This is a genomic window from Microbacterium algeriense, from assembly GCF_008868005.1.
In the GTDB taxonomy this organism is placed as follows: Bacteria; Actinomycetota; Actinomycetes; order Actinomycetales; family Microbacteriaceae; genus Microbacterium; species Microbacterium algeriense.
In genome coordinates, this window is the sequence record NZ_WAAO01000003.1 from 395,677 (window position 1) to 420,505 (window position 24,829).

Sequence of the window (24,829 nt, forward strand, 5' to 3'; positions counted from 1 at the left end):
TGACCCACCCACGCTGGGTCGCTGACCCACCCATGCTGGGTCGCTGAGCTTGTCGAAGCGAAGACCCCCGGTCCCACAAGGGAACCGGGGGTCTTCCGCGTCTGGGGTTCGAGGTCGCTCAGGCGGAGACGCCGCGCTGCGCGAGGAACTGCACCGGGTTGACGGCGCCGCCGTTCACGTAGACCTCGAAGTGGAGGTGGCAGCCGAACGAGCGGCCGGTGTTGCCGGCGTAGGCGATGACCTGTCCTGACTGCACCCACTGGCCGGAGCGGACGAGGATACCGCCATCGCGGATGTGCGCGTAGCCGGTGCCGATGCCGCCGCCGTGCTGGATGCGGATGTAGTTGCCGTAGCCGCCGTTGCCGCCGGCGTAGTCGACGGTTCCGGACTGCGCGGCGTAGATCGCGGCGCCGCAGCCGTTGGCGAAGTCGGTGCCGTAGTGGAAGCTCGACGAGCATCCCTGCGGCCCGCACTGCTGAGAACGGGGGCCGTAGCCGGAGCTCTTTCCACCGCCGTGGGGACGGCACCAGCCGCCGCTGCCCTGGCTGCCGCCTCCGCCGCCTCCACCGCCGCCGTTGCCTGCGGCGGCTGCTGCCGCTTCGCGGGCCTCGCGCTCCCGACGTGCCTTCTCCGCGGCTTCGACGCCGGCCTGGTATCCGGCGACGGTCTTCGCGGTGTTGTCCTTGAGGGCTGCGAGCTGCGCCTGCATGGTGGCGAGGTTCGCGGACTGCTCGTCGAGCGCGGCCTGCGCGGCATCCGCGGCCTGCTGGGCGACGACCATCTTCTCTTCGGCGATCTTCTGCAGCCGGTCGCGCTCGTCGCGGGCGACGATGGCCTGGTCGCTGAGCGACTGCGCGGAGTTGCGGGCCGCGACGGCGTCGTCGTAGACCGACTGGTTGTACTCGAGGAGCTTGTCCATCGTGCCGAGGCGGGCGAGCAGCTCGTCGGCGTTGTCCGGGGAACCGGCGAAGAAGAGTTCCAGCGAGGTGTCGTCACCGCCGTTGCGGTACAGCTGGGCGGCGACCTGACCGGCCTTGCGGGCGGACTCGTCGGCCTTCGCCGCCTGCTCGTCGGCCTTCGCCTGAAGAGTGTCCGCCTCGGTGGCGGCGGCGAAGTAGCTCTGCTGCGCTTCGTAGAACTCGTCGGAGGCGACCTTCGCGGCGGCCTGCGTCTCGGCGACCTTGCGGGTCAGCGACTGGATCAGGCCCTCGATACGGCTGACCTCGGCGGCCTTCGCCGCCTCGCTGTTCTTGGCGCGCTGCACATCGTCCCAGCTCGGGTACGAGGCGGCGTAAGCGGCGGAGACGCCGTTGGAGATGCCGAACGCACTGAGGGCGACGACGCTGAGCACTCCGATGCCGAGAGCTCCGCGACGGCTGACACCGGCCTTGTCGAACGCACGACGTTCGGTCGGACTGGGCGCGCAGCCGCAATCCTCGGATGCCGCCGCGACAGCAGCATCCAGCGTGATCTTGTCGTTCACACGGCCCCTTCCGCCGGTTTCACAGTTGCCACACTAACAACAACTTTCACATCCGCACCAGGGTGGATCGTCGGCGATCCGGGCAGCGCCGACCCCTCATCGTCCCCCCGGAACACGCCCGGGAGGCGGCGGCGCGCCCTCGATTCGCGATTTGCGCAGAACATCCCTTATGCTTGAGCGTCGGCAAGGAAGTCCCCCGGGACTGACTCGGCCCCATCGTTTAGCGGCCTAGGACGCCGCCCTTTCACGGCGGTAGCACGGGTTCGAATCCCGTTGGGGTCACACCTTCCGATACAATTGAAAACAAGTATGGCCCTGTAGCGCAGTTGGTTAGCGTGCCGCCCTGTCACGGCGGAGGTCGCGGGTTCAAGTCCCGTCAGGGTCGCTCCGTGCGACGAGCTCTTTCTTCGGAGAGGGCTCTTCGTCTAGGACGCGACAGGTTCGCCGGTCGCGCGGCTCTGTAGCTCAGTTGGTAGAGCGTTCGACTGAAAATCGAAAGGTCACCGGATCGATGCCGGTCGGAGCCACAAGGCTGATCATTACAATCAGCCCAGAAACCCTCGCCTAGCTTCTACATGGCGGGGGTTTTGCTTTGCCCCTGGTGAGGATTCGGTTTCTGGCCGGGACCGGACGGTCACACCTCGTCCGCCTTCGGCACCGGAGCGGCGCGCTGTTGGTGGGAGGGAGTGGCCTCAACCCACCATCTCAACCTGGATCCGCCGGTCGAGATCGTCGAGTTCTGCCAGAAGCTCGGCGGCGACCCAGACACGATCTCGCTTGCGGCCCGTGATCTCCTGGATGAAGCCGGTATCCGCGAGTTGCGCGATCGCTCGGTAGGTCTGCTGCTCCGACGCGCCTGAGCGCTTCTCGATCTCCGCGGCAGCCATGACCGGGTGATCGTAGAAGGCGGGAATCAGGGCTGCGACAGCGGAGTCCGCCCGCGGCCTGAGCTCGGCGGCCCACTCATCAGGCAGGGTCTTGATGCGGGCAATGGACTCGCGCGAGCACACGGCAGCCACGCGGGCCGAACGCGAGAACAGGTCGATCAGCGGGGCCGGGTCACCCTGTCGGTACGTCCCGAGCGCGGCGAAATAGTCATCGCGCTTGGCGAGAAGCCCGCTGGCAAGGGGCACCACGGCATTTCGGGTGACTCCGCGGCGCCGAAGCACCGCCGAGACGAGCGCACGCCCGATACGGCCATTGCCATCAGTGAATGCGTGGATCGACTCGAATTGCGCGTGACCGATCGCCGCCTGCACCATCACCGGAACATCGTCGCGGTTGAGGTACTCGACGAGATCCTCCATGAGCGACGGCACGCGTTCCGGCGCCGGCGGCACGTACAGGGCATCACGAGGCGAGTAGTCGCTTCCACCGATCCAGTTCTGCATGTCTCTGAGCCGCCCCGCGTAGTCGGCCTCGTCGCGGTCGCCCTTCATGAGCGCCCGGTGTGCGGCGAGAAGACTGTCCAGCGAGAACCTTCCCCGGGTGGCGACTTCCGACACCAGATCGTGCAGCGCGGTGCTCGCGGCCACCATGCTCGTCGCCGAAATGTTCGAACGGTTTCCCGCGAGGGCCTTCGCGTAGTCCACAGCAGTGGCGGTGATGCGTTCGATCTTCGACGAGGCAACGGACTCGGTCCGCATCATGAACCGGCTCATCGCAGCCGAATGTCCCTCCGCGTCGGTGTCCGCCTGCGCTACCGCAAGCAGAGCCGACTCCGAGACCACGATCGTCGCGATAGGCGGGACGTAGTCGAGGGACGAGATCTTCGACGGGACCGCGGCGTCCACGGACGTCAGCATGCGATCAGCACGAGTGCCACCGCGGGCCTGTTGACGCCATGGGCGCGTCTCGACGGTGTGCGCCGGCCAGACGCCGTGCCCCATCTCCCTCGTGACGATGTCCATAGCCCCGAGTATTGCATGAACTAATCAGGTTTAGACCGCATAAACCTGATTAAGCGCACCGGAAGCCGCATGGAGCGGGCGCGCACCGGCTCAGACGCCTCAGGGATGGCGCCGGTACTGTCGGAAGCGAATGGTCGCCGGCGGAGGGCTCACATGACTGTCATCGCATCACCCCACGAGCGGAGATCGCTCGACGTGCACGCCCTCGATCTGCGGAGCACCCTGTGACGGCACCGGGCACCTCCCCCGCCGGCCCGCGCTTCGAGGTCGCGCCCTGGAGCATCGCCCTGGACGGGCTGGACGCCTCGCGCCTCGCGCACGACGAATCCGTCTTCGGCTTGTCGAACGGCCACGTCGGATGGCGCGGCAACCTCGACGAGGGGGAGCCCCGCGGCGTCGCCGGCAGCTACTTGAACGGCGTGTTCGAAGAGCATCCGATGCCGTACGCCGAAGAGGGCTACGGCTATCCGGATTCCGGCCAGACCGTCATCAACGTGCAGAACGGCCAGCTCATCCGCCTCCTGGTGGATGACGAACCGTTCGACGTGCGGACCGGCGAGCTCGTGCATCACCGACGGAGCCTCGGTTTCCAGGACGGTGTCCTGCATCGTGAAGCCGACTGGATCTCGCCGACGCACCGGCGGGTCCGCATCGAGTCGGCGCGCCTGGTGTCGTTCTCCCGGCGCGCCGTCGCGGCCGTGCGCTATCGCGTGCACGCCGTGTCTCACGAGGTCGCGATCACGATCCAGTCCGAGGCCCTGCCGAACGAGCCGCTCCCGATCACCCATTCCGATCCGCGCGTGCAGGAGCTCCTCACGACGCCGCTGGTCGGCCTCGACTCGGATGTGATCGGCACCACGGCGACCCTCGTGCACCGAACACGGGAGAGCGGACTGTCCGTGGCCGTGAGCATGGACCACGCCGTCACGACCTCCGGATCCGCCGAGCCGGCCGTGACGACGGTCGCGTCTCCGGAACTCGCGCGCACCACCGTCCGAGTGGTCCTCGCGCCCGGGGAGCACGTCGAACTGATCAAGGTCGTCGGCCATGAGTGGTCGGCGACGCTGTCCCCCTCCGGCCTGCGGGACCGCGCCGAAGCCGCCGTCACGGATGCCGGACACGCGGGCTGGGACGAGCTCGTGCGCGAGCAGCGCGCGCGCCTGGACGACTACTGGGCCTGCGCGGACGTCGAGGTCGAGGGCGAGCCGCGGCTGCAGCAGGCCGTGCGCTACGCGCTCTTCCAGGTGTTCCAGGCGTCCGTCCGCGCGGAGCTCCGCTCGGTTCCGGGCAAGGGGCTCACCGGCTCCGGCTACGAGGGTCACACCTTCTGGGACTTCGAGGGGTTCGTGCTCCCCGTCCTCACCTCCACCGCACCGCATGCCGCGGAGCCGGCGCTCCGCTGGCGGCACTCGACGCTCGGACACGCCCGCGAACGCGCGCAGCACCTGCACCTGCGCGGTGCCGCGTTCCCCTGGCGCACGATCGACGGGCGGGAGAGCTCCGGATACTGGCCCGCGAGCACGGCGGCCTTCCACGTCAACGCCGACATCGCCGGCGCGGTGCTGCACTACGTGCGGGCGACCGGCGACCAGGCCTTCGAGCGCGAAGCGGGACTCGAGATGCTCGTCGAGACGGCCCGGCTCTGGGTCTCCCTCGGCCACGCGGACTCCGCGGGCGTTTTCCACATCCACGGTGTGACCGGACCCGACGAGTACTCCGCCATCGTCGACGACAACGTGTACACGAACCTCATGGCACAGCGAAACCTGCGCGGAGCGGTCGCCTCGGCGCGGCGGCATCCGGAGGTGGCCGGTGCGCTCGGCGTGGACGAGGCGGAGCTCGACGAGTGGTGCCGGACGGCGGACGCGATGTGCGTTCCGTTCGACGAGGCGCGCGGCGTGCACCCCCAGTCGGCCGGATTCACGGAGCAGGAACGCTGGGACTTCGAGAGCACGAGCTCCGAGGAGTACCCCCTGCAGGAGCACTTCCCCTACTTCGACCTGTACCGGAAACAGGTCGTGAAGCAGGCGGACCTGGTCCTCGCCCTGTTCTTCGCGCACGAGGCGTTCACACCCGAGGAGAAGGAGCGCGCCTTCGGGTACTACGAGGAGCTCACGGTCCGGGACTCCTCGCTCTCCGCCGCGGTCCAGGCGATCATCGCCGCCGAGGTGGGGCAGCTCGACCTCGCCTACGACTACCTGGCGGAAGCGGCCACGCTCGACCTCGACGACCTGCACGAGAACACGAGCGACGGTCTGCACATCGCCGCCCTCGCCGGAGTGTGGACGGCGATCACGGCCGGCCTCGGAGGGATGAGGGACACCGACGACGGACTGCGGTTCTCGCCCCGTCTGCCGGACCGCGTTCGCGGGTTGAACTTCGGCGTGCGGATCCACGGGCAGGTGCTCCGCGTTGAGGTCCTGCCCGCGACCGTGACCTACGTTCTGAAGGAGGGACCGTCCCTGACCGTCCGTCACTTCGACGCCGAGGTCGAGCTCCACGCGGGGCATCCCGTCACCCGGGAGATCCCCCGCGCGCGAGATCGCGGAGCACGGCCGTCGCAACCCCGCGGCCGGGCGCCGCGCGACGCCTCGGTCGCGTTCGCTCTGTGACGGTCCGCGTCGACGAAGCGCGCGGCGTCCCGGGCGGCTACAGCGACGCCAGGTCCGTCCGGGCGCGCTCGACCGCGTCCCCGGTCTCCTCGACGCGCTTCGCCGCCTCCGCCTGAGCCGCCTCCAGCTCGGGAAGCTCCTGCTCGACGCGGCGGACCTCCGCGCGGGCGCGCTCGAGCTGCGCCTCGAGGTCCGCCACCCGCTCCGACAGCTCGTCCGCCGTCGACCGCAGCTTCTGCAGCGCGGAGTCCTTCCTGCCGAGCTCTCGCTCTGCGACGGCCTGCTCCTTCTCCGCAGCGGCCACCCGGCGCTCCGCCTCCCGCCGCTTCCTCCGGGCCTGCAGTTCGTCCGGTGGCTGCGGCGGCGGTGCGGCATCTCCCTCATCCAGCTCTCCCGCCACCGCGTCGCGGATCTCCTCCTCGCTCGATGACGGAGTCAGCGCGCGCACCAACCGCCCCGAGGCCACGGCGCTCGCTGCCGTGGGGTCGAAGAACGCCGCCGAGATGCTCTGCTCGACCGACTCGAGAGTCGCCGGCGTGATGCGCTCACCTCGGGACGCGGCGAGCTCGGCCGCCGTCGCCGCCAGCCGTCGGGTGAGGGCGCGCCGGTCCCGGCCGAGCTTGGCCAGCGCCGGCGCGTCGAGGTCGTCCTGCGCCTCGCGGAGCTCCCTGGCCAGCTGCAGCGCCTCCCCCAGCTGCCCGGACCGTTCCTGCGCGAACACGTTCACGACCCAGGCCGCGATGGAGGGCTTCTTCAGCGCGCGGATGCGGGGCGCGAGGGCGCCGGCTTCCTCTGCCCGGGCTTTGCGGGACGCGACGAAGGCGTCCGGCTGACCGGAGTAGAGCGCGGCCGCGATCTCCTCGAACGTGGGATCGGCCATGCGCCAACGATACGCCGCCGCGCGGCTCGGACGCGGAGCTACTCGATCGTGAGGTGGTCAGCCCAGTCGGCGCTGACCAGCTTCCTGGTGCCGAACGTGCCGTCGCCGAGTCCCGGATAGAGGAAGAGCTGCGCCGAAGGCGTGCGGACGAGGAGATCAGCGCGGCCGTCTCCGTCGTAGTCGACGCCTCCCGTCGCTGCCGTGAACTCCTGCCAGCCCGATCCGACCGCGCGCCGCGCGGCGAAGCCGTTGGGTACGCCGGCGTAGAAGTACAGGGTGCCGTCGAAGTGGAGACCGATGATGTCGCCCCAGCCGTCGTTGTCGAAGTCGCCGCCGATCACGAAGTGGAACGCCTGCCAGCCGCTGCCGACCGTCGTGTGCGGACTTCCGAACTTCCCCGCCCCGTTTCCGGCGTAGATGATCAGCACCCCGTTGCGCGAGACCCCGAGGATGTCCTGCTTGCCGTCCCCGGTGTAGTCGGCCCCGGAGGCCACGTGCATCATGTCCCACCAGCCGTCGCCGATGGCCACCGGTGAGCCCAGCGCGCCTCCGCCCTTGCCGGGGTAGAACTCGAGGATGCCGTCGGACCGGGCGGCGAGCACATCGGCCTTGCCGTCGTTGTTGAAGTCGGTGTGCGTGACGTGACGTCGCGTCCCACCCCAGTTGGCGCCCAGCAGCGTCGTGGCCGGCTGGAAGCCGCCCGCCCCGTTTCCGCCGCGCAGCCGCAGGTCGCCGTTCCCGGCGACGATCAGAAGGTCGGCCTTCTTGTCGCCCGTGTAGTCGGCGGCGGCGGTCGGGGACTTCGGGCCGGGACCCGTGGCGAGTCCGGGGACGGTCAGCGGGATGGTTCCGCCGCGCGAGACGTTTGCGAGGCATGTGAAGCCGTTGTTAACCGCGGTGTAGACCGCACCGTTCAGCCGCAGCTCGAAGTGCAGGTGGTAGGCGGGAGAGTTGCCGGTGTTGCCGACGACGCCGATCTGCTGGCCGCGGCCGACGCGGGTGCCGGGAGCGTAGATCCCCGGAGAGGCCATGTGCGCGTAGCGCGTGACGTAGCCGCCGGGGTGCTCGATGTCGGTGTAGTTGCCGTACCCGCTGTTGACGGTGCGCGACTTGATGACGCCGTCGTATGCGGCGACGATCGGTGTTCCCCCCGCACCGGAGATGTCGATGCCGTCGTGCGCGCGGTAGTTGCCGCGGCAGCCGTCCCCGACCTTGGACTGGATGTTCCCGGAGGCGGGATAGACCATCCGGCCGTCGGTGGCCGCGGAAGCAGGGGTGCTCGCCGACATCGACGGCACGAGCGAGCCGATCACGACCGCGAGCACGGCGATCATCCCGATGCGGGCGAAACGCAGGCGGGACGGTCGCTTCATCTCGGCGTTCTCTCTTGTCCGGCGGCCCCAGGGACGTGATGCCCTCCGCCGTCACCGTACCAGGGCGGACGAGCCCCCGCCGTGCGCGCCGCCGGGGAAGCCGGTGATCCGGTCCAGGGCAGAAGCCTCTCAGAGCAGGTCGAAGTCGCCGCTGTCGTACGGCGCGGTGTCGTCGCCGGTGTCACGGCCGTCGAACTCGACGGTCTCGACGGAGATCGCGACCTGCGTCGCCGCGGAGATGAGCAGACTCACCGCACGATTGCCGACCACCACGAATTCGACGAAGCCGCCCCCGGCGCGCATCGCCTCTTCGATCCGACGCCGCAGGTCCGGGACATCCTGGCCTTGCGCCAGGAAGAACTCCGCCCCGTTGAACGCGATCCGGGTCCGCTCCATCGTCTGCATCTGGCCTCCTCCTCATACCCGGGATGTCGTTCGGGCGACGGTACCGATCGGGTCGCCCGCGCAGAAGGGGATTGCGCGATGGCCCGAGAAGAGGCAGAGCGCGTTCTGGGTGTACCGTGCAAGCATGGGAAGACTCCGCTACGACGGGACCTCGGATCCGATCCTGATCGAGGACACGACGCTCGCGCATCTGAAGATCGTGGTCGCCACGAAGCTGCGTCGGCAGGAGAGCTTCATGATGACGTGGCGCCCCGTCAGCGGCGGCGTCGACAAGCGCGCTTCGGTGTGGATCCACCCAGCCATCCCCCTGCAGTTCGGCTTCGAGAGCGCCGATCCGCCCCCTGTCGACGCGCGTCTGGTCGCCGACATGATGCATGCGCTCAACGCCTCGGGCGAGCTCGTCCTCGATCATCTGATCGACCCTCGCTGACGACCGGCACCCGGTCACCGACCCGGAGCTCCACCCGCCGTGGCAGCCGACCTTCTCCCGTTCCTCCTCCTCGGAATCCTGATCCTCGCGCTGCTCATCGGCTGGCCGATCATCAAGCGCCGGTCGGACCGCGGCGCGGGCATGGCGGGTCGCAGCCGGGGACGGCGGTTCCTCGATGCGAAGCGCGCCGAGGCGCTCGCCGCGCTGGGCTCGACTCTGGTCGTGCATGCTCCCGAGCCCGTGGCACGAGAGATCATCGCCGCGGCCGTCGCGAAGCAGGAGCAGCACTTCACCGTCCGCAGCGACGGCGGTTACGGCATCCGATTCGTGGAGCCCGACGACACGATCGTGCGACTCGCGCGGGTTCCGGACGGCACCCGCATGCAGGTCGAGACGTTCCGCGAGTACCTCGACGGCCCGCGGACCGTACCGCTCTGGGAAGACCTGCGCTCCCGCGTGACCTCCGCGGCAGCGGCTCGCAGGATCCCTGTCTCCACAGGCGAGCAGGGCGGCTTCCGACAAGAGGGTCTGATCGACGGGCGCGACGCGCGCTGGGCGCGGGAGAACGGAACCTCATCCGGGCCGGGGCCCGGGTGGTGACCTCCTCGCCCGAAACCGCACTCACATCATCCGGCGGACGCAACTAGGCTGGGAGGCGCGCCCCGCCCGCCGGGCCTCCGCCGGGTCATGGCGGTGGCGTGCGCCCTCACGACCTCCTCCGGTCCACATCATGATCCCGCCGCGCCGGGACGGAGTCCTGCTCCGGTGTGGCCACGCCAGAAAGGCATGAACCCCATGAGCGAATCCTCCGGAACCGCCGACCGCGACGGCGAGCGCTCGCCGGACTTCTTCGACCAGCTGATCGAGACCACCCCGCGCGACCAGCAGGGCGCGTTCACCGTCGGCTTCCGCGGCTACGACAAGGGCGAGGTGGATGCCGCGCTCTCCGCGCTGCGCAACCAGCTCAAGCAGGCGGCGGCCGACGTGGCCGAGGCGCAGGCTCGCGAAGAGGACGCCGTGGAAGCCGTCCGGGCAGAGGAGCGTGCAGCCAGAGAGGCGCTCGAGGCCGAGCTCGCCGCGGCCAACGCGAAGGCCTCGGATGCCGAGCAGCAGGTCGCGACCCTCACCTCCGAGCTCGTCGACGCCCCGCAGGCCGATGGCGAGGAGGCGCCGTCGCGTCAGCAGTTCGAGGCGATCCTGCGCGTCGCGGAGGAGCAGGCGAACGTCCTCATCCAGAACGCCGCTGTGCAGGCCGACCGGCTGATGACCTCCGCCCGCGAGGAGGTCACGGCCCAGCGTGCCGAGGCTCAGGCCGACGCCGAGCGGATCACAGCCCAGGCCGAGCGTGACGCCGATCAGGTGCGCCTGAAGATGGACACCGAGTACACCGCGCACGAGGCCCGCATCGAGCGGGAAGCCGCGCACGCCGCCGAGAAGGTGAACCAGGCCGCGCAGGAGGCCACCGCGATCCGGACCGAGGCCGAGAAGGGCGCCGCCGCTCTGCGTTCTCTCGTGACCCGCGAGACGACGCAGCTGCGTGCGGACGCGGAGCGCGAGGTGCGCGAGATGAACGCCCGCGTGCTGGAGTTCGAGGAGACCCTCACCCGGCGTCAGGACGATGCGCAGCAGGAGTTCCTCGTGCTGCACAACCAGGCCGTGGCGCACGCCGAGCGCATCACCAACGACGCCAACGAGCAGGTCGCCGCTTCTCTCGAGCATGCGCAGCGCATCTCGGCCAGGGCCGAGGACTACGAGCGGCTCACCCGCTCGCAGGCTCAGGCGATCGAGGCCGACGCCCAGGTGCGCGCCCGCGAGACCCTGGAGCGCGCCCGCGCGAAGGCGCAGAAGATCGTCGACTCGGTCACGGGCCACACGACGGCCGTGCTGCGCGACGCCGAGGACCGCACGCGGCAGCTGCGCTGGCAGCAGCAGCAGCTGACGAGCTTCATGGCCGAGGTGCGCGAGCTCATCCGCCCCGACGGCATCTTCTCCGACGACACCGTGCCGGCCGAGATCACCGCAGCCGACGACGCGGACAGCGCGTCGGCGCCCGCCGTCTCCTCGGACGAGGCCCCCGCCGCTTCCGAGGAGAGCTTCCTCGGCGACGAGGTCCTCGAGGACGAGCTCGACGACGGCCCGCTGGAGAAGATCACGATCGACGTGGTGGAGACCAAGAAGAAGTCCTCCAAGTAGTCGCACGACAGAGGCGCGAGCAGGCTTACCTGCTCGCGCCTCTGTCGTTCCCGGATCGGGTCCGGGTGGAGCCTGGGTTACGCCCGACCGAACTGCGCCGATGCGGGGCAGTCGAACGGATCGGCGCCGGCGGAGAGACCGACCCGGTTCAGGTACTCGATGACGATCAGGTACGACCGTCCGAGGCTGGTCTCGGTGTACGGCACGTTGTTCGCGGCGCAGTAGTCGCGCACGATCTCGCGTGCCTTCGACAGGTGCAGCCGCGGCATGCTCGGGAAGAGGTGGTGCTCGACCTGATAGTTCAGTCCGCCCATCAGCCAGGTGGCCCACCAGCCACCGCGGATGTTGCGGGAGGTGCGCACCTGCTTGGTGAAGAAGTCGAGGCGGGCGCTCGGGTCGATGATGGGCATGCCCTTGTGGTTCGGGGCGAAGGACGCCCCCATGTAGACACCGAACACGGCGAGCTGCACGCCGAGGAAGGCGAAGGCCATTCCGAGCGGGAGCATGAGGAAGACGGGGACCAGGAGGATCGCGAAGCGCAGCGCGATGATGCCGAGCTCGGTCCAGCGGCCCTTGACGTTCGGCTTCGTCAGCAGGTGCTTGAGGCCGATGTAGTGGAGGTTGAGTCCCTCGAGGGTGAGCAGGGGGAAGAAGAGCCAGCCCTGCTTGCGGGTGATGAGCCGGACCAGACCCTTCGACTGCGCCGCATCCGTCTCGAGGAACGAGATCGTGTCGACCTCGATGTCCGGATCCTTGCCCACCTGGTTGGGGTTGCCGTGGTGCTTGGTGTGCTTCGAGTCCCACCACGAGTAGCTCATGCCGATGCTGCCGGCGAGGATGCGGGCCAGGCGGAAGTTCGACGGGCCGGAACTGAGGATCTGCCGATGCGCCGCCTCATGGGCGAGGAAGGCGATCTGCGTGAAGACGATGCCCAGGCCAGCGGCGATGAGCAGCTGGAACCAGCTGTCGCCGAGCAGGATGAACCCGGTGACGAGTCCGCCCAGCGCGAGCACGATCCCCGCGGCGACGGAGGCGTAGAACCACTGCGCACGTCGCAGCAGTCCCATCTCCTTGACCACCTGAGACACCTGCTTGTACGCCTGTGCCATCGGGGGGAACTCCGCGTTGCCGGAGTAGGTCTGGCGAACCGGACCGAGCGTCGACGCGTTCGTGTCGATCTGTGTGAGGGAGATGATCTTCTCCTGACGATCGGAGCCCTTGAGCTGTGGAAGCCCAAGGCGATCGCCCAACGCTTACCTCACAGTAGCCCGCGCCGCATACGCGTCAGGGAATACATCGGGGACCCTTGACGGGCGGCATTTCCTGTGCAGGAGAGGCCGCCCGTCGCGTGCCGGAACGGTCGCTCAGGCGCGGGCGCGGCGCGGCCGGCGGCGCCAGGCTCGCGGCAGGATCGGCGTGAAGACGGACTCGCGCCGAGCCGGCTCGTGCACCTCTTCGAGCGCGCGGAACGCATCGTCGAGGGAGTCGAAGGCGCCGAGTTCGGTGCCGCGGTTGTCGCGCACGAGGTGTGCGGCGCCGTCGAACTCGACGAAACCGGCGAATTCGCCGCCGCGGGTCGCGACGTGCACATCGGTGTCGGCCTGCTTCCAGGTCAACGGATCGGACGGGGGAACGGTGGTGGTGCTCATGGTGATGCTCATTGCTGTGTGGCGGACACGCGAGGCGCTCCGCAAGATGTGAGACCGAGGGCGGATTCCGCACGCATCGATGTGCGCGGTCCGTGATGGCCCTGATCAGTGGCGACGTGGCGGCCGAGAGGGGGCGATGCACACACGTTGCATGATCAGCATAGCAGATCGCCTCGGCCGCCACCCGGACGGCCCGCGTGTTCAGCGCGACCGCTGTCCGCCGGGACCGCCCTGACCACCACTCGGCGCCGAGCCCGCGGCCGGCTCCGTGGTCGTGTCGACACCCACGACGAGGACGGCCCGATAGCCGTCGGAAACGTTCCCGGTGACCGTGGCGACCTGGAGGGCGCCGGCGTCGTCGCCGAACACGTTGTCGCTCGCGAGCGTGATCTGCGACAGGTTCCGCGCGGATCCGTCGTAGGCGCTCTCCGCGTACACGGCCGAGCATGCCTGTTCCGGCAGAGCCAGCTGGGAGGTCGCGATCGCCGACGTGGAGTCCGTGATCGACGACACGTCCGGATAGACCTCGAAGTGGATGTGCGGCCAGCGTCCGGAGTAGCAGCCGGGGAAGATCGACGTGAACGACACCCTTCCGTCGTCGTCCGCGACCTGCACGCCGCGCAGGTAGGTGACGTCCTCCAGTCCGGAGGAGTACATCGAGTACTCCCCCTGCGCCGTGCAGTGCCAGGCGTAGACCGCGACCCCTCCGAACGGAACGCCGCCGGCGGCGAGGTCCACGATCCGCAGCTCGAACGTGAGCGGCACGCCCTCCGCCGTGGCGCCGCCGTCGATGGACGAGCGGATGTCCTGCCGCACGATCCCGGAATCCTCCAGGACGTCGGGGCCGTTCGATCCGTCTCCGGGATACGGCCCCGCCGTCTCATCCGGGATCTCGGCGGTCGTACCCGATGCACCCTCGGAAGCGTCTCCGGTCGACGCCGCGGTCGGGCTCGCCGACCCTCCGGACGCGGCGGGCGCGCATGCCGCGAGGACGACGGCGCCGAGGCCGAGACCGGCCAGTCCGAGCAGACCGCGGCGGCTCATCAGGGTGCGGATGTCGAAGGCCGCCCCCTGGTCGACGACCTCCTCATCCGCCCGGTCGAGCAGGCGCCCCTCGTACGCGGGGCCGTCGGGGGTCTGGATCGGTTCTGGGATGCTCATGAGCGGCTCCTCCTCGTTCGCCTGGGGTGGGTGACCACCAGCGTCGCGGACGATCCGATCAGGACCTTCTGCCTCTCCTATGACTCGACTATGTCCTCCCGCGGCACCGGGGGTCGAAGGACGAGGACGACGACGATGACGGCGAGGATCAGGGCCGTCAGCGTGACCGGGACCGGCAGGACGGGGTCGAGCAGCACGAGCAGCGCACCGAGCGGCACGACGGCGTTCACGACCCGGTCGGCGTTGTCGCGGATGGCGATCCACCAGATGCCGAGGAGGAAGATCGCGATCGGGATCGTGACCGTGAAGGACGCGGCGACGTTGGAGAGGTGGCTCTCGCCGGTCAGGACATCGAGTTCCACCTCGATGCCCGCCGAGAAGGCCGCGGCGGCGGCGAACACGAAGTAGTGCGTGTAGCCGTAGCGCAGCGAACGCCGGAAGCTCGTGATCGCCCGGTGGTGCGGCGGCCAGAAGTAGATCCACCACAGCGCGGCGGTGACCACGAGGGTGAGGACCGAGATCGCGATCAGCGGGCCGAGGCTCTCCACCTTCTCCAGGGCGTCGACGATCGCGTTGGCCGAGGCGAGCAGGCTCTCGCCGAGCACGATCAGGGTGAAGAGCCCGTAGCGCTCGGTGATGTGGTGGGGATGCCAGGGCGTCCGCTTGCGGTACTCGGCGAAGATCGGGACGCCGATCTCGATCAGCGCGAACAGCACGAAGGCGACGATCTGGAGCGGGCCGACCGGGATCAGGAGGAAGAGGATCCACAGCACCTGCACCGCGGCGATGCCGAACGCATAGCGCCGAGCGGGCGATCGCAGCTCTCCCCCGGCGCGAGAGGCCCGCAGCCACTGCGCCACCATCGCGATGCGCATCACCACGTAGCCGAGGACCGGGAGTCGGAAGTCACCGTGTTCGAACGCGCGGGGGATGCCCGCGGCGAACACCAGGACGCCGCCCATCTGCACGATCGTCGTGACGCGGTACAGCCAGTCGTCCGTGTCGAACGAGGTCGCGAACCAGGTGAAGTTCATCCACGCCCACCAGATGGCGAAGAACACCATCGCGTAGGACGTCACCCCGTGCAGGAAGTCACCGTGACTGAGGGCGTGGTGCAGCTGCGCGGAGGCGATGCTCACGGCGACCACGAAGACGAGGTCGAAGAACAGCTCGAGCGGGCTCGCGGTGCGGTGCGGCTGGGCGGGATCGCGCGGCAGCATGGTGCGGAGCTGGAAGCGGGAGGAGGAGGCGTTCGCGGTCACCGCGAAAGGATAACGCCCGCGGAACGACCCGGGGAGAATCGGATTCCTCCATTCATGAGATTTATCTTCCCGTCGGGCACATCTTCCGCTACAGTGATGAAGGTCTGCAGTGCCTGCTGTCAGCGAACACCGTGTGGGACGGTGTGATCGCACTCCGTGATGTGGGAATCACGAAGGGTTTCAGCAGGACCCGAGGGGTCGGGACGCAGACGACGCCGTGAACGTGGGGTTCATGGTCTGGGGAATCTGGGGAATCACAAAAATGTCGCACTGGGGATATCTGCGTACATTCACGGCTCAAGGGGCCTCGGCATGACTTCCGTCGAGGATGCCCTGAGCATCACTCGTACGGCGTTCGTGCCGGTCGCCGCTCCGCGAGCCACCAAGTCGGTGACGCGCACGGTGGTCACACCGCGCGCTTCGGCGACCTTGGAACGGCGCCGTCAGTGGGAGCGCCGCTATCGGATGCGGCTGCGGACCACGGATGCGGCTGTCATCCTGTTCGCCGTCGGTCTGACGGCGGCGGTCCAGCTGGCCACCGGCGTCAGCGGGTTCGAGGTCCTCCGCGACGGCATCCCCCTCGCCGCGCTGTGGTACCTCATGCTCAGCGCGCTGCACACGCGGGACGCCGCGTTGTTCCGCGCGAGCGCCACCGAGTACCGCGGCGTCGTGCACGCCAGCGGACTCGCCTTCGGGATCATCGCCATCGTGGCGGTGCTGCTCGCATGGAAGTCGATGCAACTGATGCTGCTGCTGGGGCTGCCTCTCGGTGTGCTGACACTTCTGGTGACCCGGTGGATGTGGCGGCATTGGCTGCAGACGCAGCGCTCCCAGGGGAGGTTCGCCTCCCGTACTCTCGTCGTCGGCAACAGGGACGACGTGGAGTACGTGGTCCGGACGCTGCACCCGATCGGCGCTTCCGGCTACCAGGTGGTCGGCGCGACGCTCCTCGACGGCAATGCCCGCGACATCGTGATCGACGACACGAGGTTCCCGGTTCTGGGGAACGTGAACTCCGTGTCGTCGATCGCGGCCGAGGTCGGCGCCGACACGATCATCGTGGCGAGCCGTCCCGAGGGCGAGCCGGAATTCGTGAAGCAGCTGAGCTGGCAGCTCGAGGGGACGGCTGCCGAGCTCGTGCTGTCGAGCCGACTGACGGATGTCGCCGGGCCGCGCATCTCCTTCGCGCCGGTCGAGGGCCTGCCCCTCATCCAGGTGCAGATCCCGACCTACGAGGGCGGGCGACACCTCCTCAAGCGCGCGCTCGACATCGCCGTCGCCACGGTGGCGCTGATCCCGATCGGCCTCGTGGCGCCCGTGCTGGCGCTGCTCATCAAGCTGGACTCGCCCGGTCCGGTCTTCTTCTTCCAGGAGCGCGTCGGCCGCGACGGTCGCCGCTTCAAGATGGTCAAGTTCCGCTCGATGAAGACGGATGCCGAGCAGCAGCTGGCGACCCTGAAGGCGCAGAACCAAGGCGCCGGGCTCCTCTTCAAGATGAAGGACGACCCGCGGGTGACCCGTGTCGGCCGGGTGCTGCGCAAACTCTCCCTCGACGAGCTGCCGCAGTTCTGGAACGTGCTCGTGGGCGACATGAGCGTGGTCGGGCCGCGGCCGCCGCTGCCCAGCGAAGTCACCGCGTATGACGGCACCGTGTTCCGCCGCCTGTACATCAAGCCCGGGATCACCGGCCTGTGGCAGGTCTCCGGACGCAGCGACCTCTCGTGGGACGAGAGTGTGCGCCTCGACCTGCGCTACGTCGAGAACTGGTCCGTCATGAACGACCTGCAGATCATGTGGCGCACGGCCAAGGTCATGGTGCAGCCCAGCGGGGCATACTGATTCCATGAGCAATGCGTCGCCTCGGGGCGAGGATCGGTCCATCCTCGTCGCCGTCACGACCTTCCGCCGCACCGAGCTCCTGCCGGCCCTGGTCGCCGCCATCCGCGCGGGCGCCGGTGAGAGCGGACAGCACATGCGCATCGCACTGGTCGACAACGACCCCGAGCGCTCGGCCGAGACGTCCGCCGCCGAACTGGGCGTCGACTACGTCGCCGAGAGCACACCGGGCATCGCCGCCGCACGCCAGGCCGCGCTCGACGCGGCCTCCGACGGCGAACTCGTGGCGATGGTCGACGACGACGTCCTCCCCCAGCCCGGCTGGCTGGACGCCCTGGTGGACGTGTGGGAAGACACGGGTCATCCCGCGGTGGTGATGGGCTACGTCGAGTACGTGTGGCCGGAAGGCACGGACCCCTGGGTCGTCGCCGGAGGCTTCATGAGGCGGCGACGCCGCCGCACCGGACAGCGGCTCGATGCGCTGGCGACCGGCAATGTGCTCATCGACGCGTCGCAGGTCGCGCGCCTCGGGATCCGCTTCGACACGAGTCTCGGTCTGGCCGGCGGAGAGGACATGCTCTTCGGTCGTTCGGTCCTCGCGGCCGGCGCGTCGATCGTCGCGTCCGCCGACTCCGTGGTGCGCGACGAGGTCCCTGTGGAGCGGACCACGCGCGAGTTCGTCCGACGGCGGACGATCTCCCAGGGGCAGATGCGCACGCGCCTGCTGACGCGTGACGGCTCGCTCGTCCGGCAGCTCGCCCTGCGCGCCATGCATCTGGTGGGCGGCATCGTGCGTCTGGTCGTCTTCTCCTGCCGGGGTCTCGTGGCGCGCTGGCGCGGCAGGACCGAGGAAGAGGCCGTGTTGCGCCGCCGTACCTGGTTCGCCCAGGGCCGCATCCTCGGAGCCGTCGGACGCATCACCCCGGAGTACGCGCGGACGTGACCTCCTCGGCGCGGTGACGCAGAAGGGGGCGGGGCCGTGACGGCCCCGCCCCCTTCTCGTCGGTCCCCTACTGGGGGACCACCACCGCGAAGCGCTCGAACGAGAGCTTGGTGGCGGCGTTGGTCGATGCCGAGCTGATCGACGTCTTGATGCCCACGCCTCCTGCGGCCTGCATGGCGGCGGTGGTGTCGGTGCCCTGGAGCTGCCAGCCGGCGGGCTCCGTCTGCCCCTCCACCCACACCTTGGCGGCGAGGGTCGTGGGGTTGGTCCCGGCGACGGACAGGCGCGCGTGGAGCACCTGACCCGGCGTGTAGGTCGTGGGCAGGACGTAGCTGTTGCCGATCGCCGTCTCGTCTCGCAGGATGTAGAGGCGGATCACCCCGGCCGGCTCGAGGCGCACCCGCGCGGAGTACGTCGACGTGCCGACCGTGCGCCCGTGGAGCGTGATGCTCGCTGTCCCGCCGACGGAGGCGACGTCAGAGGAGAACGTCGCGTCGAGCACGGTGCTCGTCCCCGAGACCCCCAGGCGTGCCTCTCGCGTCTGCGACGGTGCGAGCGTCACGACGCCCTTCCCGCCGGCCGTGCTGAATGCGGCGTTGCCGCCGGACAGCGCCCAGGCTCCACCGAGGTCGGCAGCACCCCACCCACCGGTGGTCGTGCGGTCGAACTCATCGGTGGCGAGGGGCGTCGGCCCCGCGGGGTCCGGCGGCGTGACCACGGGTGCGGTCACGGTCACAGGGTTCGTCACCGAGTGGGTCGCCCCGTCGTCGTCGGTCACGGTCAGCGTGACGTTGTACGTCCCCGCGGCCGCGTAGGCGTGCGATGCGGTCGCCCCCGATGCCGTCGCGCCGTCGCCGAACGTCCAGGCGTAGCCCGTGATCGTCCCGTCCGAGTCGCTCGAGCCGCTGCCGTCGACGTTCGCCGTGAGTCCGTTCGTCGTGGAGACGAACGCAGCGGTCGGCGCCTGGTTCGGCGGTGCCACCACGGCCCCGGTGACGACCTTGTAGTCGTCCACCGAGATGACCGACGAGACGGTCGAGACCGAGCTGATCGCGGCCTTGATGCCCACCGACCCCGCTGCCTGCAGGACGGCGGTGGTGTCCGTCGCCTGCAGCTGCGGGCTCGCCGGCTCCGTGGTTCCCGTCCGCCAGACCTTCAGCGAGAGCGTGGTCGGCGAGGTGCCCTGGACGCCCAGCAGGACCGAGAGCTTCTCGCCGGCGGCGTATGTGCCGGGGATCACGACGCTGTTGCCGATCGCCGTCTCGTTGCGGAGCAGGTAGAGGCGGATGGCGCCGTTCGCTTCGATCTTGACGCGTCCGGAGTACACGTCGCTGCCGACCTGGCGGCCGTTGACCGTCAGGTTGAAGGCACCGCCGTTGGTGGCGCTGCTCGAGGCGATCGTCACGGAGGTGATCGTCTTGGTGCTCGACACGCCCGACAGGCGCGCCTCCCGCGTGGCCGCCGGAGCGAGCGAGATCTTTCCGACGCCGTCGGCGACCGAGAAGGCCGCGGCGCCCCCGGACGTCGTCCATGCGCCGCCGACCTCGGCGGAGCCCCAGGCGGAGGATGCGGTCCGTTCGAACGCGTCCCTGGCGATCACGTCTTCGGTGGCCGCCGGGGTGACGGCGACCGAGGCCGTCGTCTGATGCGTCGCACCGTCGTCATCCGTGACCTTCAGCGTGACCGTGTAGGTACCCGGGGTCGCGTAGGTGTGGTTCGCCGTGGCACCGGTCGCCGTCGCTCCGTCGCCGAAGTCCCAGGCGTAGGCGACCACGGTGCCGTCGGCGTCCGTGGATCCGCTGCCGTCGACCGCGATCGACATGCCGTCGGCGCCGCGGACGACGTTGGCGACGGCCTTGGGCGGCGCGTTCTGCGCCTCCACCGCGATCGACTTCGTCGTGGTCGAGGAACCTCCGCGGTCGTCGGTCACCGTCAGCGACACCTCGTAGGTGCCCGACGCGGCGTACGCGTGGGTGGCCGTGGCCCCGGTCGCGGTGGCGCCGTCGCCGAAGTTCCACGAGTAGGCGGCGATCGTGCCGTCGCTGTCGGAGCTGGTCGACCCGTCGAACGCCACGGAGAGGAACTGCACGGTCTCCGTGAAGGCGGCCGTCGGCAGCGCGTTCGGGTCGCGGGCGATGACGTCGTGGCTGACGGTGGAGGTGAGTCCGCCGGCGTCCTTCACCGTGAGGGTCACGGTGTAGGTGCCCGCCGCGTCGTAGACGTGGGTCGGAGTCGCGCCGGTGCCGGTGTGCCCGTCGCCGAACTCCCAGGAGTACTGGGCGATCGGACCTTCGGGGTCACTCGACGTCGACGCGTCGAACGCGACGGAGAGGTCGGTCGGAGCCGACGTGAACTGCGCCGTCGGGAGCTGGTTCAGCTGCCCCGTCTTGCCCAGCTGGAAGTGCTGCAGCACCTGGCTCGAGGTCAGCGGCTGCGAGTACACGGCCGCCTCATCGATCGTCCCGACCCAGAACGGGTCGCCCTCCCAGGTCGTGTCGCCGCCCACACGCCAGTACCCGGCGTAGTTGTCGGCGGTCGCCAGCGTGTTGGAAGCGACCTGAGCGCCGTCCACGAAGAGCTGCATGCCGCTCGCCGACTGCTGACCCACGACGTGGTGCCACTGGCCGTCACGGTAGGTGCCCGGCGCGGTGAGCACGTACGTGCCGCCGCTGTAGACGCCGAACTTGAGCTGGCCGGACGAATCCATGTAGATGTGCCGGTCGTAGTTGCTGCTCGGGTTGGCGTTGTTGGAGTTGCTGTTGCCGAAGCCGATCAGCTTTCCGCCCCCGGTCGAGGTGGTCTTGAACCAGGTCTCGATCGAGTAGGTGTTCGGCGACGCGTACTGCTGTGCGCTGACCACCGTCTGGCGGTTGTTCCAGCTGGAGAGGAACTTCGACGACGTGAAGCGGATCGCCGGGTTGCTCACCCCGGACAGAGCTCCGGCCTGATTGCGCTGGATGCTGGCGGACCCGCTGGTCTGGTAGGTGCCGTTGCTCCCGTCGCGTCCGGAGTCCTTCGCGACCGTTCCGCTCGTCTCTCCCAGGCGCCAGTAGAGCGTCGGGTCGAGGTCGTAGACGGACTTGCCGTAGGCGTCGGCCGGAGCCGCAGGCAGCGACGACGTGCGCCCGGAGGCGACCCAGTGCGCGTCCACCGCGTCACGGGTGAGCGCGGAGTCGTAGACCGCGACGTCCGCGATGCGACCGTTGAGGTAGTTCGACGACCCCGCCGACGGCCAGCCGCCCTGCGAGTCGCCGCCGACCCTCCAGTAGCCGGAGTAGCTCTGGCCGGTCGTGGTGTCGTTGCGGGTGCCGATGCGCACGCCGTCGACGTACAGCACCATCCCCGACCCGTTCATCGTGGCGACCACCTGGTGCCAGTTGCCGTCGTTGAACCCGGCGTTGCTGGTGATGGTCCTGGCGGAACCCGGGTACACGCCGAACGTGACCTGACCGGTGTTGCTCAGGTAGATGTGGCGGTCGTAGCTGCCGGAGAGTCCCGTGGCGTTGTTGCCGAAGCCGACGATCTTGCCGCCGCTGGTGCTCGTGGTCTGGAACCAGGCCTCGACCGAGAACTCGTTGGGTCCGACCTCGGCGACCGAGCTGGACGACGTTCCGTTGCTGCCGTTGAAGGCCGTGGACGACGAGGTCTGACCGACGGCCTGACCCGCCTGGCCGCGGGTGGTGCCGCCGGCGAGCGCGAGGTCGTTGCCGGCCACCCAGTCGATCGCCGACGTGCCGGACGCCTCGTTCAGCGGCCAGTAGTACTTCGGCTGCGAGGCCAGGATGGCCTCGTTGTAGGCGTTCGACGTGCCCGCGTCGGCGATCTTGACCGACGTCCAGTCCGACGTGGTCGAGTTGCCGTTCGGGTCGGTGACCTTCACGCGGTACTCGTAGGTCTGCCCCGCGGTCACGGCGGTGTCCGAGTAGGTGAGGCGCGGGCGGACCCAGTAGGTGGAGTCCGCGGTCGTCGTGTACACGGGCTGCGCCACGTCGCGGCGGAAGACCTCGTACGTCAGCCGCGCGTTGTCGGCGTCGTAGTTCGCCGACCATGCCACGCGCGCCTGCCCGGCGCGGAAGGACTGCGTGCTGATCGGGTAGGCGCCGCCCTTGATGGTCGGGCCGACCTTGTTCGGCGCGGCGTTCGGCTTCGCGAAGCGGACGAGGCCCTGCTGGGCAGCGCCGCTGACCGCGGTGAACTCCCCGCCGTAGACGAGGTAGTCGCCGCCGCCGGTGACCGACCACGCGGCCTGGCTCATGCCGGACACCGTTCCCGGCTGCCACGTCGGGTACCAGTGCAGCAGGCGCGCGGCGGGGTTGCCGGTGAAGCTGCGGTAGCCGTAGGGGTCCGGAGTGAGCGTGCGGTCCGACGGGTTCTTGTCGAACGCGAGCGAGAAGTTGAAGTTCCACGGGTCGAGCTGCGGGAACTCCCCGATGTTGCCGCAGTAGTGCGAGTGGGCGGCGGTGTACAGCACGCCGCCGGTCGGGTACACCGAGTAGGTGTCGCCGTGGCAGTCCTCCATCCACACCATCGAGCCGTCGCTCCAGTTGGCGCGGAACGAGCCCTCGAAGTCGTCCTCGGTCTTCGAGCCGCCGAAGTCATAGCCGCTGCCGTAGACGCTGTCGCCGTCGGAGGCGAGCGAGTAGATGGACGCGCCGGTGCCGCCGTTGCGGATCACGCTGTTGATCGCCCACGGGAGGCTCGCGCCGGTGGTGGCGTCGAGGGCGGCCATGCCGCGCCCGGGGTTCGTCGAGCCGTTGGTCGAGGTGAACGACCCGGCGATGACGACCTTGGACTTGTCGGGCGAGACGACCACCGAGCGAACGCCGTAGCCTCCGGCGAGCACGGGGTTGAAGTCGAGCACCGCGCCGGTGGAGGCGCTCAGCGCGGCCACTCCGGTGCGGGCGGTGTTGTTGACGTTCGAGAACTCGCCGGTGACGTACACGGTCGTGTCGGTGGCGACGATGCCCTGAACGATCGTGTTGGTCCCGGGGGTCCAGTTGGCGATGAGCTGTCCGGTGGCCGTGTTGAACGCCGCGAGCCGGTAGCGGTTCTGACCGTCGACAGCGGTGAATCCGCCGCCGATGTAGAGCCGCGAGCCGTCGGGCGAGACCGCGGCCGCGAGGACGCGGCCGTTCACCTGCGGGTTGAACGAGGCGTCGAGCACACCGGTGGCGAGGTCGTAGGCCAGCAGGTTGGATCGCGGCGTCTCGTTCGTTCCGGCAGCGGCGCCGGCAGGGCGCGCGCTCGTGAACTGGCCACCCGCGTACACCTTGTTGCCGCCGACGGCCTGCGCCCAGACGATGCCGTTGATCTGCGTCGTCGGGAGCGGGTCGGCGCTCACGGTCGCCGGCAGGGCCGGATCGGTGGGCACCGTGTCCGCCTGAGCGGCCGGTGCGGTGATGGCGGCGCCGAGGAGCGCGGTCACCAGAACGGCGACGACTCCCATCGCGACGCGGCGGAACGGTCGTGCGCGCGATTCTTCATCGCGTTCGATTGCATCGAGTCGCTGGACTCGCATGGCGCCTCCCCATAGGCACATGCCGAAATATCGGCGAATGATGGATTCCCTCGCGTCCCCCAAAGACGCATCCGCGCTCAGACTAGCGCACGGTGCCCGCGTGGCGCTATTCGATTTCTCGAATTCGCGATAAAGCGGGTCAGTGCTCCGGCAGGAGGATCGCCGCCAGGTGCGCGCACATGTGCGCCGTCGTGAAGGTCGCCTCCACCGCCGCCCGGCCCGCGACGCCCATCCGCTCGGCGCGATCGCGGTCGTCGACGAGTTCCACCAGGCGATCCGCCAGCGCCTCGGCATCGCCCACGGGGACCAGATGCCCCGTCTCCCCCTCGGCGACGTACTGGGTCATCCCCGGGGTGTCGGTGTTGACCACCGGGCGACCCGTCGCCAGCGCCTCGAGCGTCACGGTCATTCCCGACACGTGCAGGTTCGGCCTCGTCGCCGTCGCCACCACGCTCGCCGTGGCGTACAGCTCGCGCAGCTCACGGTGACTCATCCGATCCACCACGCGCACGCCGTCGGGAGCGCCGCTCGCGGAGGTCTGCACGATCAGCTCGACCTCGGGGCGCTGCGCGTGCACGAGCTCGAACGCACGGAACAGCGTCTGCGGGTCGCGATCGCGGTCGTTGCCGATGCTCAGGATGCGCGGCCGGTCGGGGAAGGGCCGCGCCGCGAAGAAGTCGGCGTCGATCCCGAAGGGCACCGCCGTGACCCGAGGGCCGTTCCCGCCCACCAGGTCGCGCAGCGGATCGACCTGGCCGCGGCTGAGCACCCACAGGTCCTCCGCCCCCCGCAGCACGTCGATCAGCCGCGTGGGGACGTGTCCCCGCTGCACCATGTCGGTCAGCCAGATCACTCCGGAGGCGAACCGGCGCCGTGGGCGCGTCACCTGCATCCGGAAGGCGGCGTTCTCATCCCAGGTGAAGGCCATGCCGTCGACGGGACGAGGCCCCAGGCCGGTCCGGGCGCGCAGGCGGGACAGCCGGCCGGGAGCGGGGAGGTCGATCACCTCCACCCTGGCGAACCGGCGGAGGCCGTCGAGACCGTACTGCCACGCGCTCGGGACATCGCCGACCGAATGGCGCAGCTCCCACGCGCTCACCGACTGCTCGGCGGGGAAACCCCAGGCGAGGGCGGCTTCGGAACGGGGCGCTGACGACACCGCCCCAGACTAGCG

At 69.5% G+C, this 24,829-nt stretch carries 17 protein-coding genes and 3 tRNA genes; 9 read left to right on the forward strand and 11 right to left on the reverse strand.

Annotation, left to right across the window (positions count from 1 at the left end; translation table 11 throughout):
* Positions 1-118 precede the first annotated feature (118 nt).
* A complete protein-coding gene (locus F6A08_RS15695) occupies positions 119-1,483 on the reverse strand; it encodes a M23 family metallopeptidase (protein ID WP_017204664.1) in 1,365 nt (454 codons plus the stop codon).
* A 209-nt stretch (positions 1,484-1,692) separates the two neighbouring features.
* Here F6A08_RS15695 and F6A08_RS15700 point away from each other — a divergent pair.
* From F6A08_RS15700 to F6A08_RS15710, 3 genes are all read left to right on the forward strand, one after another.
* A tRNA-Glu gene (locus tag F6A08_RS15700) sits at positions 1,693-1,765 on the forward strand.
* A 29-nt stretch (positions 1,766-1,794) separates the two neighbouring features.
* A tRNA-Asp gene (locus tag F6A08_RS15705) sits at positions 1,795-1,868 on the forward strand.
* Between the two features lie 69 nt (positions 1,869-1,937).
* Positions 1,938-2,010, forward strand: a tRNA-Phe gene (locus F6A08_RS15710).
* 165 nt (positions 2,011-2,175) lie between these two features.
* Here the strand turns inward: F6A08_RS15710 and F6A08_RS15715 are convergent.
* Positions 2,176-3,393 (reverse strand): Fic family protein, encoded by a 1,218-nt coding sequence (locus F6A08_RS15715; RefSeq protein WP_225855865.1) that lies wholly within the window; start codon positions 3,391-3,393, stop codon positions 2,176-2,178.
* A 224-nt stretch (positions 3,394-3,617) separates the two neighbouring features.
* Here F6A08_RS15715 and F6A08_RS15720 point away from each other — a divergent pair, with 224 nt between their 5' ends.
* Positions 3,618-6,005 carry a glycoside hydrolase family 65 protein gene (locus tag F6A08_RS15720; protein WP_151459965.1) on the forward strand — a complete coding sequence of 796 codons (2,388 nt, stop codon included), beginning with the start codon at positions 3,618-3,620 and terminating at the stop codon, positions 6,003-6,005.
* Positions 6,006-6,042: 37 nt separating this feature from the next.
* On the opposite strand, the gene F6A08_RS15725 is transcribed toward F6A08_RS15720, so the two are convergent.
* From F6A08_RS15725 to F6A08_RS15735, 3 genes are all read right to left on the reverse strand, one after another.
* Positions 6,043-6,885, reverse strand: a complete 843-nt coding sequence (locus F6A08_RS15725) for a transposase (RefSeq protein ID WP_151459966.1) — start codon at positions 6,883-6,885, stop codon at positions 6,043-6,045.
* 38 nt (positions 6,886-6,923) lie between these two features.
* Positions 6,924-8,258: a VCBS repeat domain-containing M23 family metallopeptidase gene (locus F6A08_RS15730; protein ID WP_124894812.1), complete on the reverse strand. Its 1,335-nt coding sequence runs from the start codon at positions 8,256-8,258 to the stop codon at positions 6,924-6,926.
* A 129-nt stretch (positions 8,259-8,387) separates the two neighbouring features.
* On the reverse strand, positions 8,388-8,663 hold the full coding sequence (locus F6A08_RS15735) for a hypothetical protein (protein WP_017204659.1): 276 nt from the start codon (positions 8,661-8,663) through the stop codon (positions 8,388-8,390).
* 124 nt (positions 8,664-8,787) lie between these two features.
* Between F6A08_RS15735 and F6A08_RS15740 the strand changes: the two genes are divergently transcribed.
* From F6A08_RS15740 to F6A08_RS15750, 3 genes are all read left to right on the forward strand, one after another.
* Positions 8,788-9,093, forward strand: a complete 306-nt coding sequence (locus F6A08_RS15740; protein ID WP_026050019.1) for a DUF7882 family protein — start codon at positions 8,788-8,790, stop codon at positions 9,091-9,093.
* A gap of 39 nt (positions 9,094-9,132) precedes the next feature.
* Complete coding sequence (locus F6A08_RS15745; RefSeq protein WP_151459967.1) at positions 9,133-9,693, forward strand: hypothetical protein; 561 nt, start codon at positions 9,133-9,135, stop codon at positions 9,691-9,693.
* A 195-nt stretch (positions 9,694-9,888) separates the two neighbouring features.
* On the forward strand, positions 9,889-11,286 hold the full coding sequence (locus tag F6A08_RS15750; protein ID WP_151459968.1) for a cell division initiation protein: 1,398 nt from the start codon (positions 9,889-9,891) through the stop codon (positions 11,284-11,286).
* A gap of 77 nt (positions 11,287-11,363) precedes the next feature.
* Here the strand turns inward: F6A08_RS15750 and F6A08_RS15755 are convergent, their stop codons facing one another.
* From F6A08_RS15755 to F6A08_RS15770, 4 genes are all read right to left on the reverse strand, one after another.
* The gene (locus F6A08_RS15755) at positions 11,364-12,482 is read right to left on the reverse strand and encodes a fatty acid desaturase family protein (protein WP_225855882.1); all 1,119 of its coding nucleotides are present in this window, start codon (positions 12,480-12,482) and stop codon (positions 11,364-11,366) included.
* Positions 12,483-12,650: 168 nt separating this feature from the next.
* Complete coding sequence (locus F6A08_RS15760) at positions 12,651-12,935, reverse strand: hypothetical protein (RefSeq protein WP_124894806.1); 285 nt, start codon at positions 12,933-12,935, stop codon at positions 12,651-12,653.
* A 201-nt stretch (positions 12,936-13,136) separates the two neighbouring features.
* On the reverse strand, positions 13,137-14,096 hold the full coding sequence (locus tag F6A08_RS15765; RefSeq protein ID WP_151459969.1) for an intradiol ring-cleavage dioxygenase: 960 nt from the start codon (positions 14,094-14,096) through the stop codon (positions 13,137-13,139).
* 77 nt (positions 14,097-14,173) lie between these two features.
* The gene (locus tag F6A08_RS15770; RefSeq protein WP_151460140.1) at positions 14,174-15,316 is read right to left on the reverse strand and encodes a low temperature requirement protein A; all 1,143 of its coding nucleotides are present in this window, start codon (positions 15,314-15,316) and stop codon (positions 14,174-14,176) included.
* Between the two features lie 354 nt (positions 15,317-15,670).
* Here F6A08_RS15770 and F6A08_RS15775 point away from each other — a divergent pair, with 354 nt between their 5' ends.
* Positions 15,671-17,197, forward strand: coding sequence for a sugar transferase (locus tag F6A08_RS15775; protein WP_151459970.1), 1,527 nt, complete (start codon positions 15,671-15,673; stop codon positions 17,195-17,197).
* 4 nt (positions 17,198-17,201) lie between these two features.
* Entirely contained in the window at positions 17,202-18,137 is a 936-nt protein-coding gene (locus tag F6A08_RS15780) for a glycosyltransferase family 2 protein (protein WP_151459971.1), read from the forward strand.
* A gap of 67 nt (positions 18,138-18,204) precedes the next feature.
* On the opposite strand, the gene F6A08_RS17890 is transcribed toward F6A08_RS15780, so the two are convergent.
* Both F6A08_RS17890 and F6A08_RS15790 read right to left on the reverse strand, forming a co-directional pair.
* A complete protein-coding gene (locus F6A08_RS17890; protein WP_192576796.1) occupies positions 18,205-23,583 on the reverse strand; it encodes a PKD domain-containing protein in 5,379 nt (1,792 codons plus the stop codon).
* Between the two features lie 211 nt (positions 23,584-23,794).
* Complete coding sequence (locus F6A08_RS15790) at positions 23,795-24,814, reverse strand: glycosyltransferase family 4 protein (RefSeq protein WP_151459973.1); 1,020 nt, start codon at positions 24,812-24,814, stop codon at positions 23,795-23,797.
* Between the last annotated feature and the right edge of the window lie 15 nt (positions 24,815-24,829).

Bases quoted from the DNA above. Each gene is read 5' to 3' on its own strand.
- F6A08_RS15715 (WP_225855865.1), bottom strand. From the start codon at position 3,393: ATGGACATCGTCACGAGGGAGATGGGGCACGGCGTCTGGCCGGCGCAC.
- F6A08_RS15725 (WP_151459966.1), bottom strand. From the start codon at position 6,885: ATGGCCGATCCCACGTTCGAGGAGATCGCGGCCGCGCTCTACTCCGGT.
- F6A08_RS15730 (WP_124894812.1), bottom strand. From the start codon at position 8,258: ATGAAGCGACCGTCCCGCCTGCGTTTCGCCCGCATCGGGATGATCGCC.
- F6A08_RS15735 (WP_017204659.1), bottom strand. From the start codon at position 8,663: ATGCAGACGATGGAGCGGACCCGGATCGCGTTCAACGGGGCGGAGTTC.
- F6A08_RS15740 (WP_026050019.1), top strand. From the start codon at position 8,788: ATGGGAAGACTCCGCTACGACGGGACCTCGGATCCGATCCTGATCGAG.
- F6A08_RS15750 (WP_151459968.1), top strand. From the start codon at position 9,889: ATGAGCGAATCCTCCGGAACCGCCGACCGCGACGGCGAGCGCTCGCCG.
- F6A08_RS15760 (WP_124894806.1), bottom strand. From the start codon at position 12,935: ATGAGCACCACCACCGTTCCCCCGTCCGATCCGTTGACCTGGAAGCAG.
- F6A08_RS15765 (WP_151459969.1), bottom strand. From the start codon at position 14,096: ATGAGCATCCCAGAACCGATCCAGACCCCCGACGGCCCCGCGTACGAG.
- F6A08_RS15770 (WP_151460140.1), bottom strand. From the start codon at position 15,316: ATGCTGCCGCGCGATCCCGCCCAGCCGCACCGCACCGCGAGCCCGCTC.
- F6A08_RS15775 (WP_151459970.1), top strand. From the start codon at position 15,671: ATGACTTCCGTCGAGGATGCCCTGAGCATCACTCGTACGGCGTTCGTG.
- F6A08_RS15780 (WP_151459971.1), top strand. From the start codon at position 17,202: ATGAGCAATGCGTCGCCTCGGGGCGAGGATCGGTCCATCCTCGTCGCC.
- F6A08_RS17890 (WP_192576796.1), bottom strand. From the start codon at position 23,583: ATGGGAGTCGTCGCCGTTCTGGTGACCGCGCTCCTCGGCGCCGCCATC.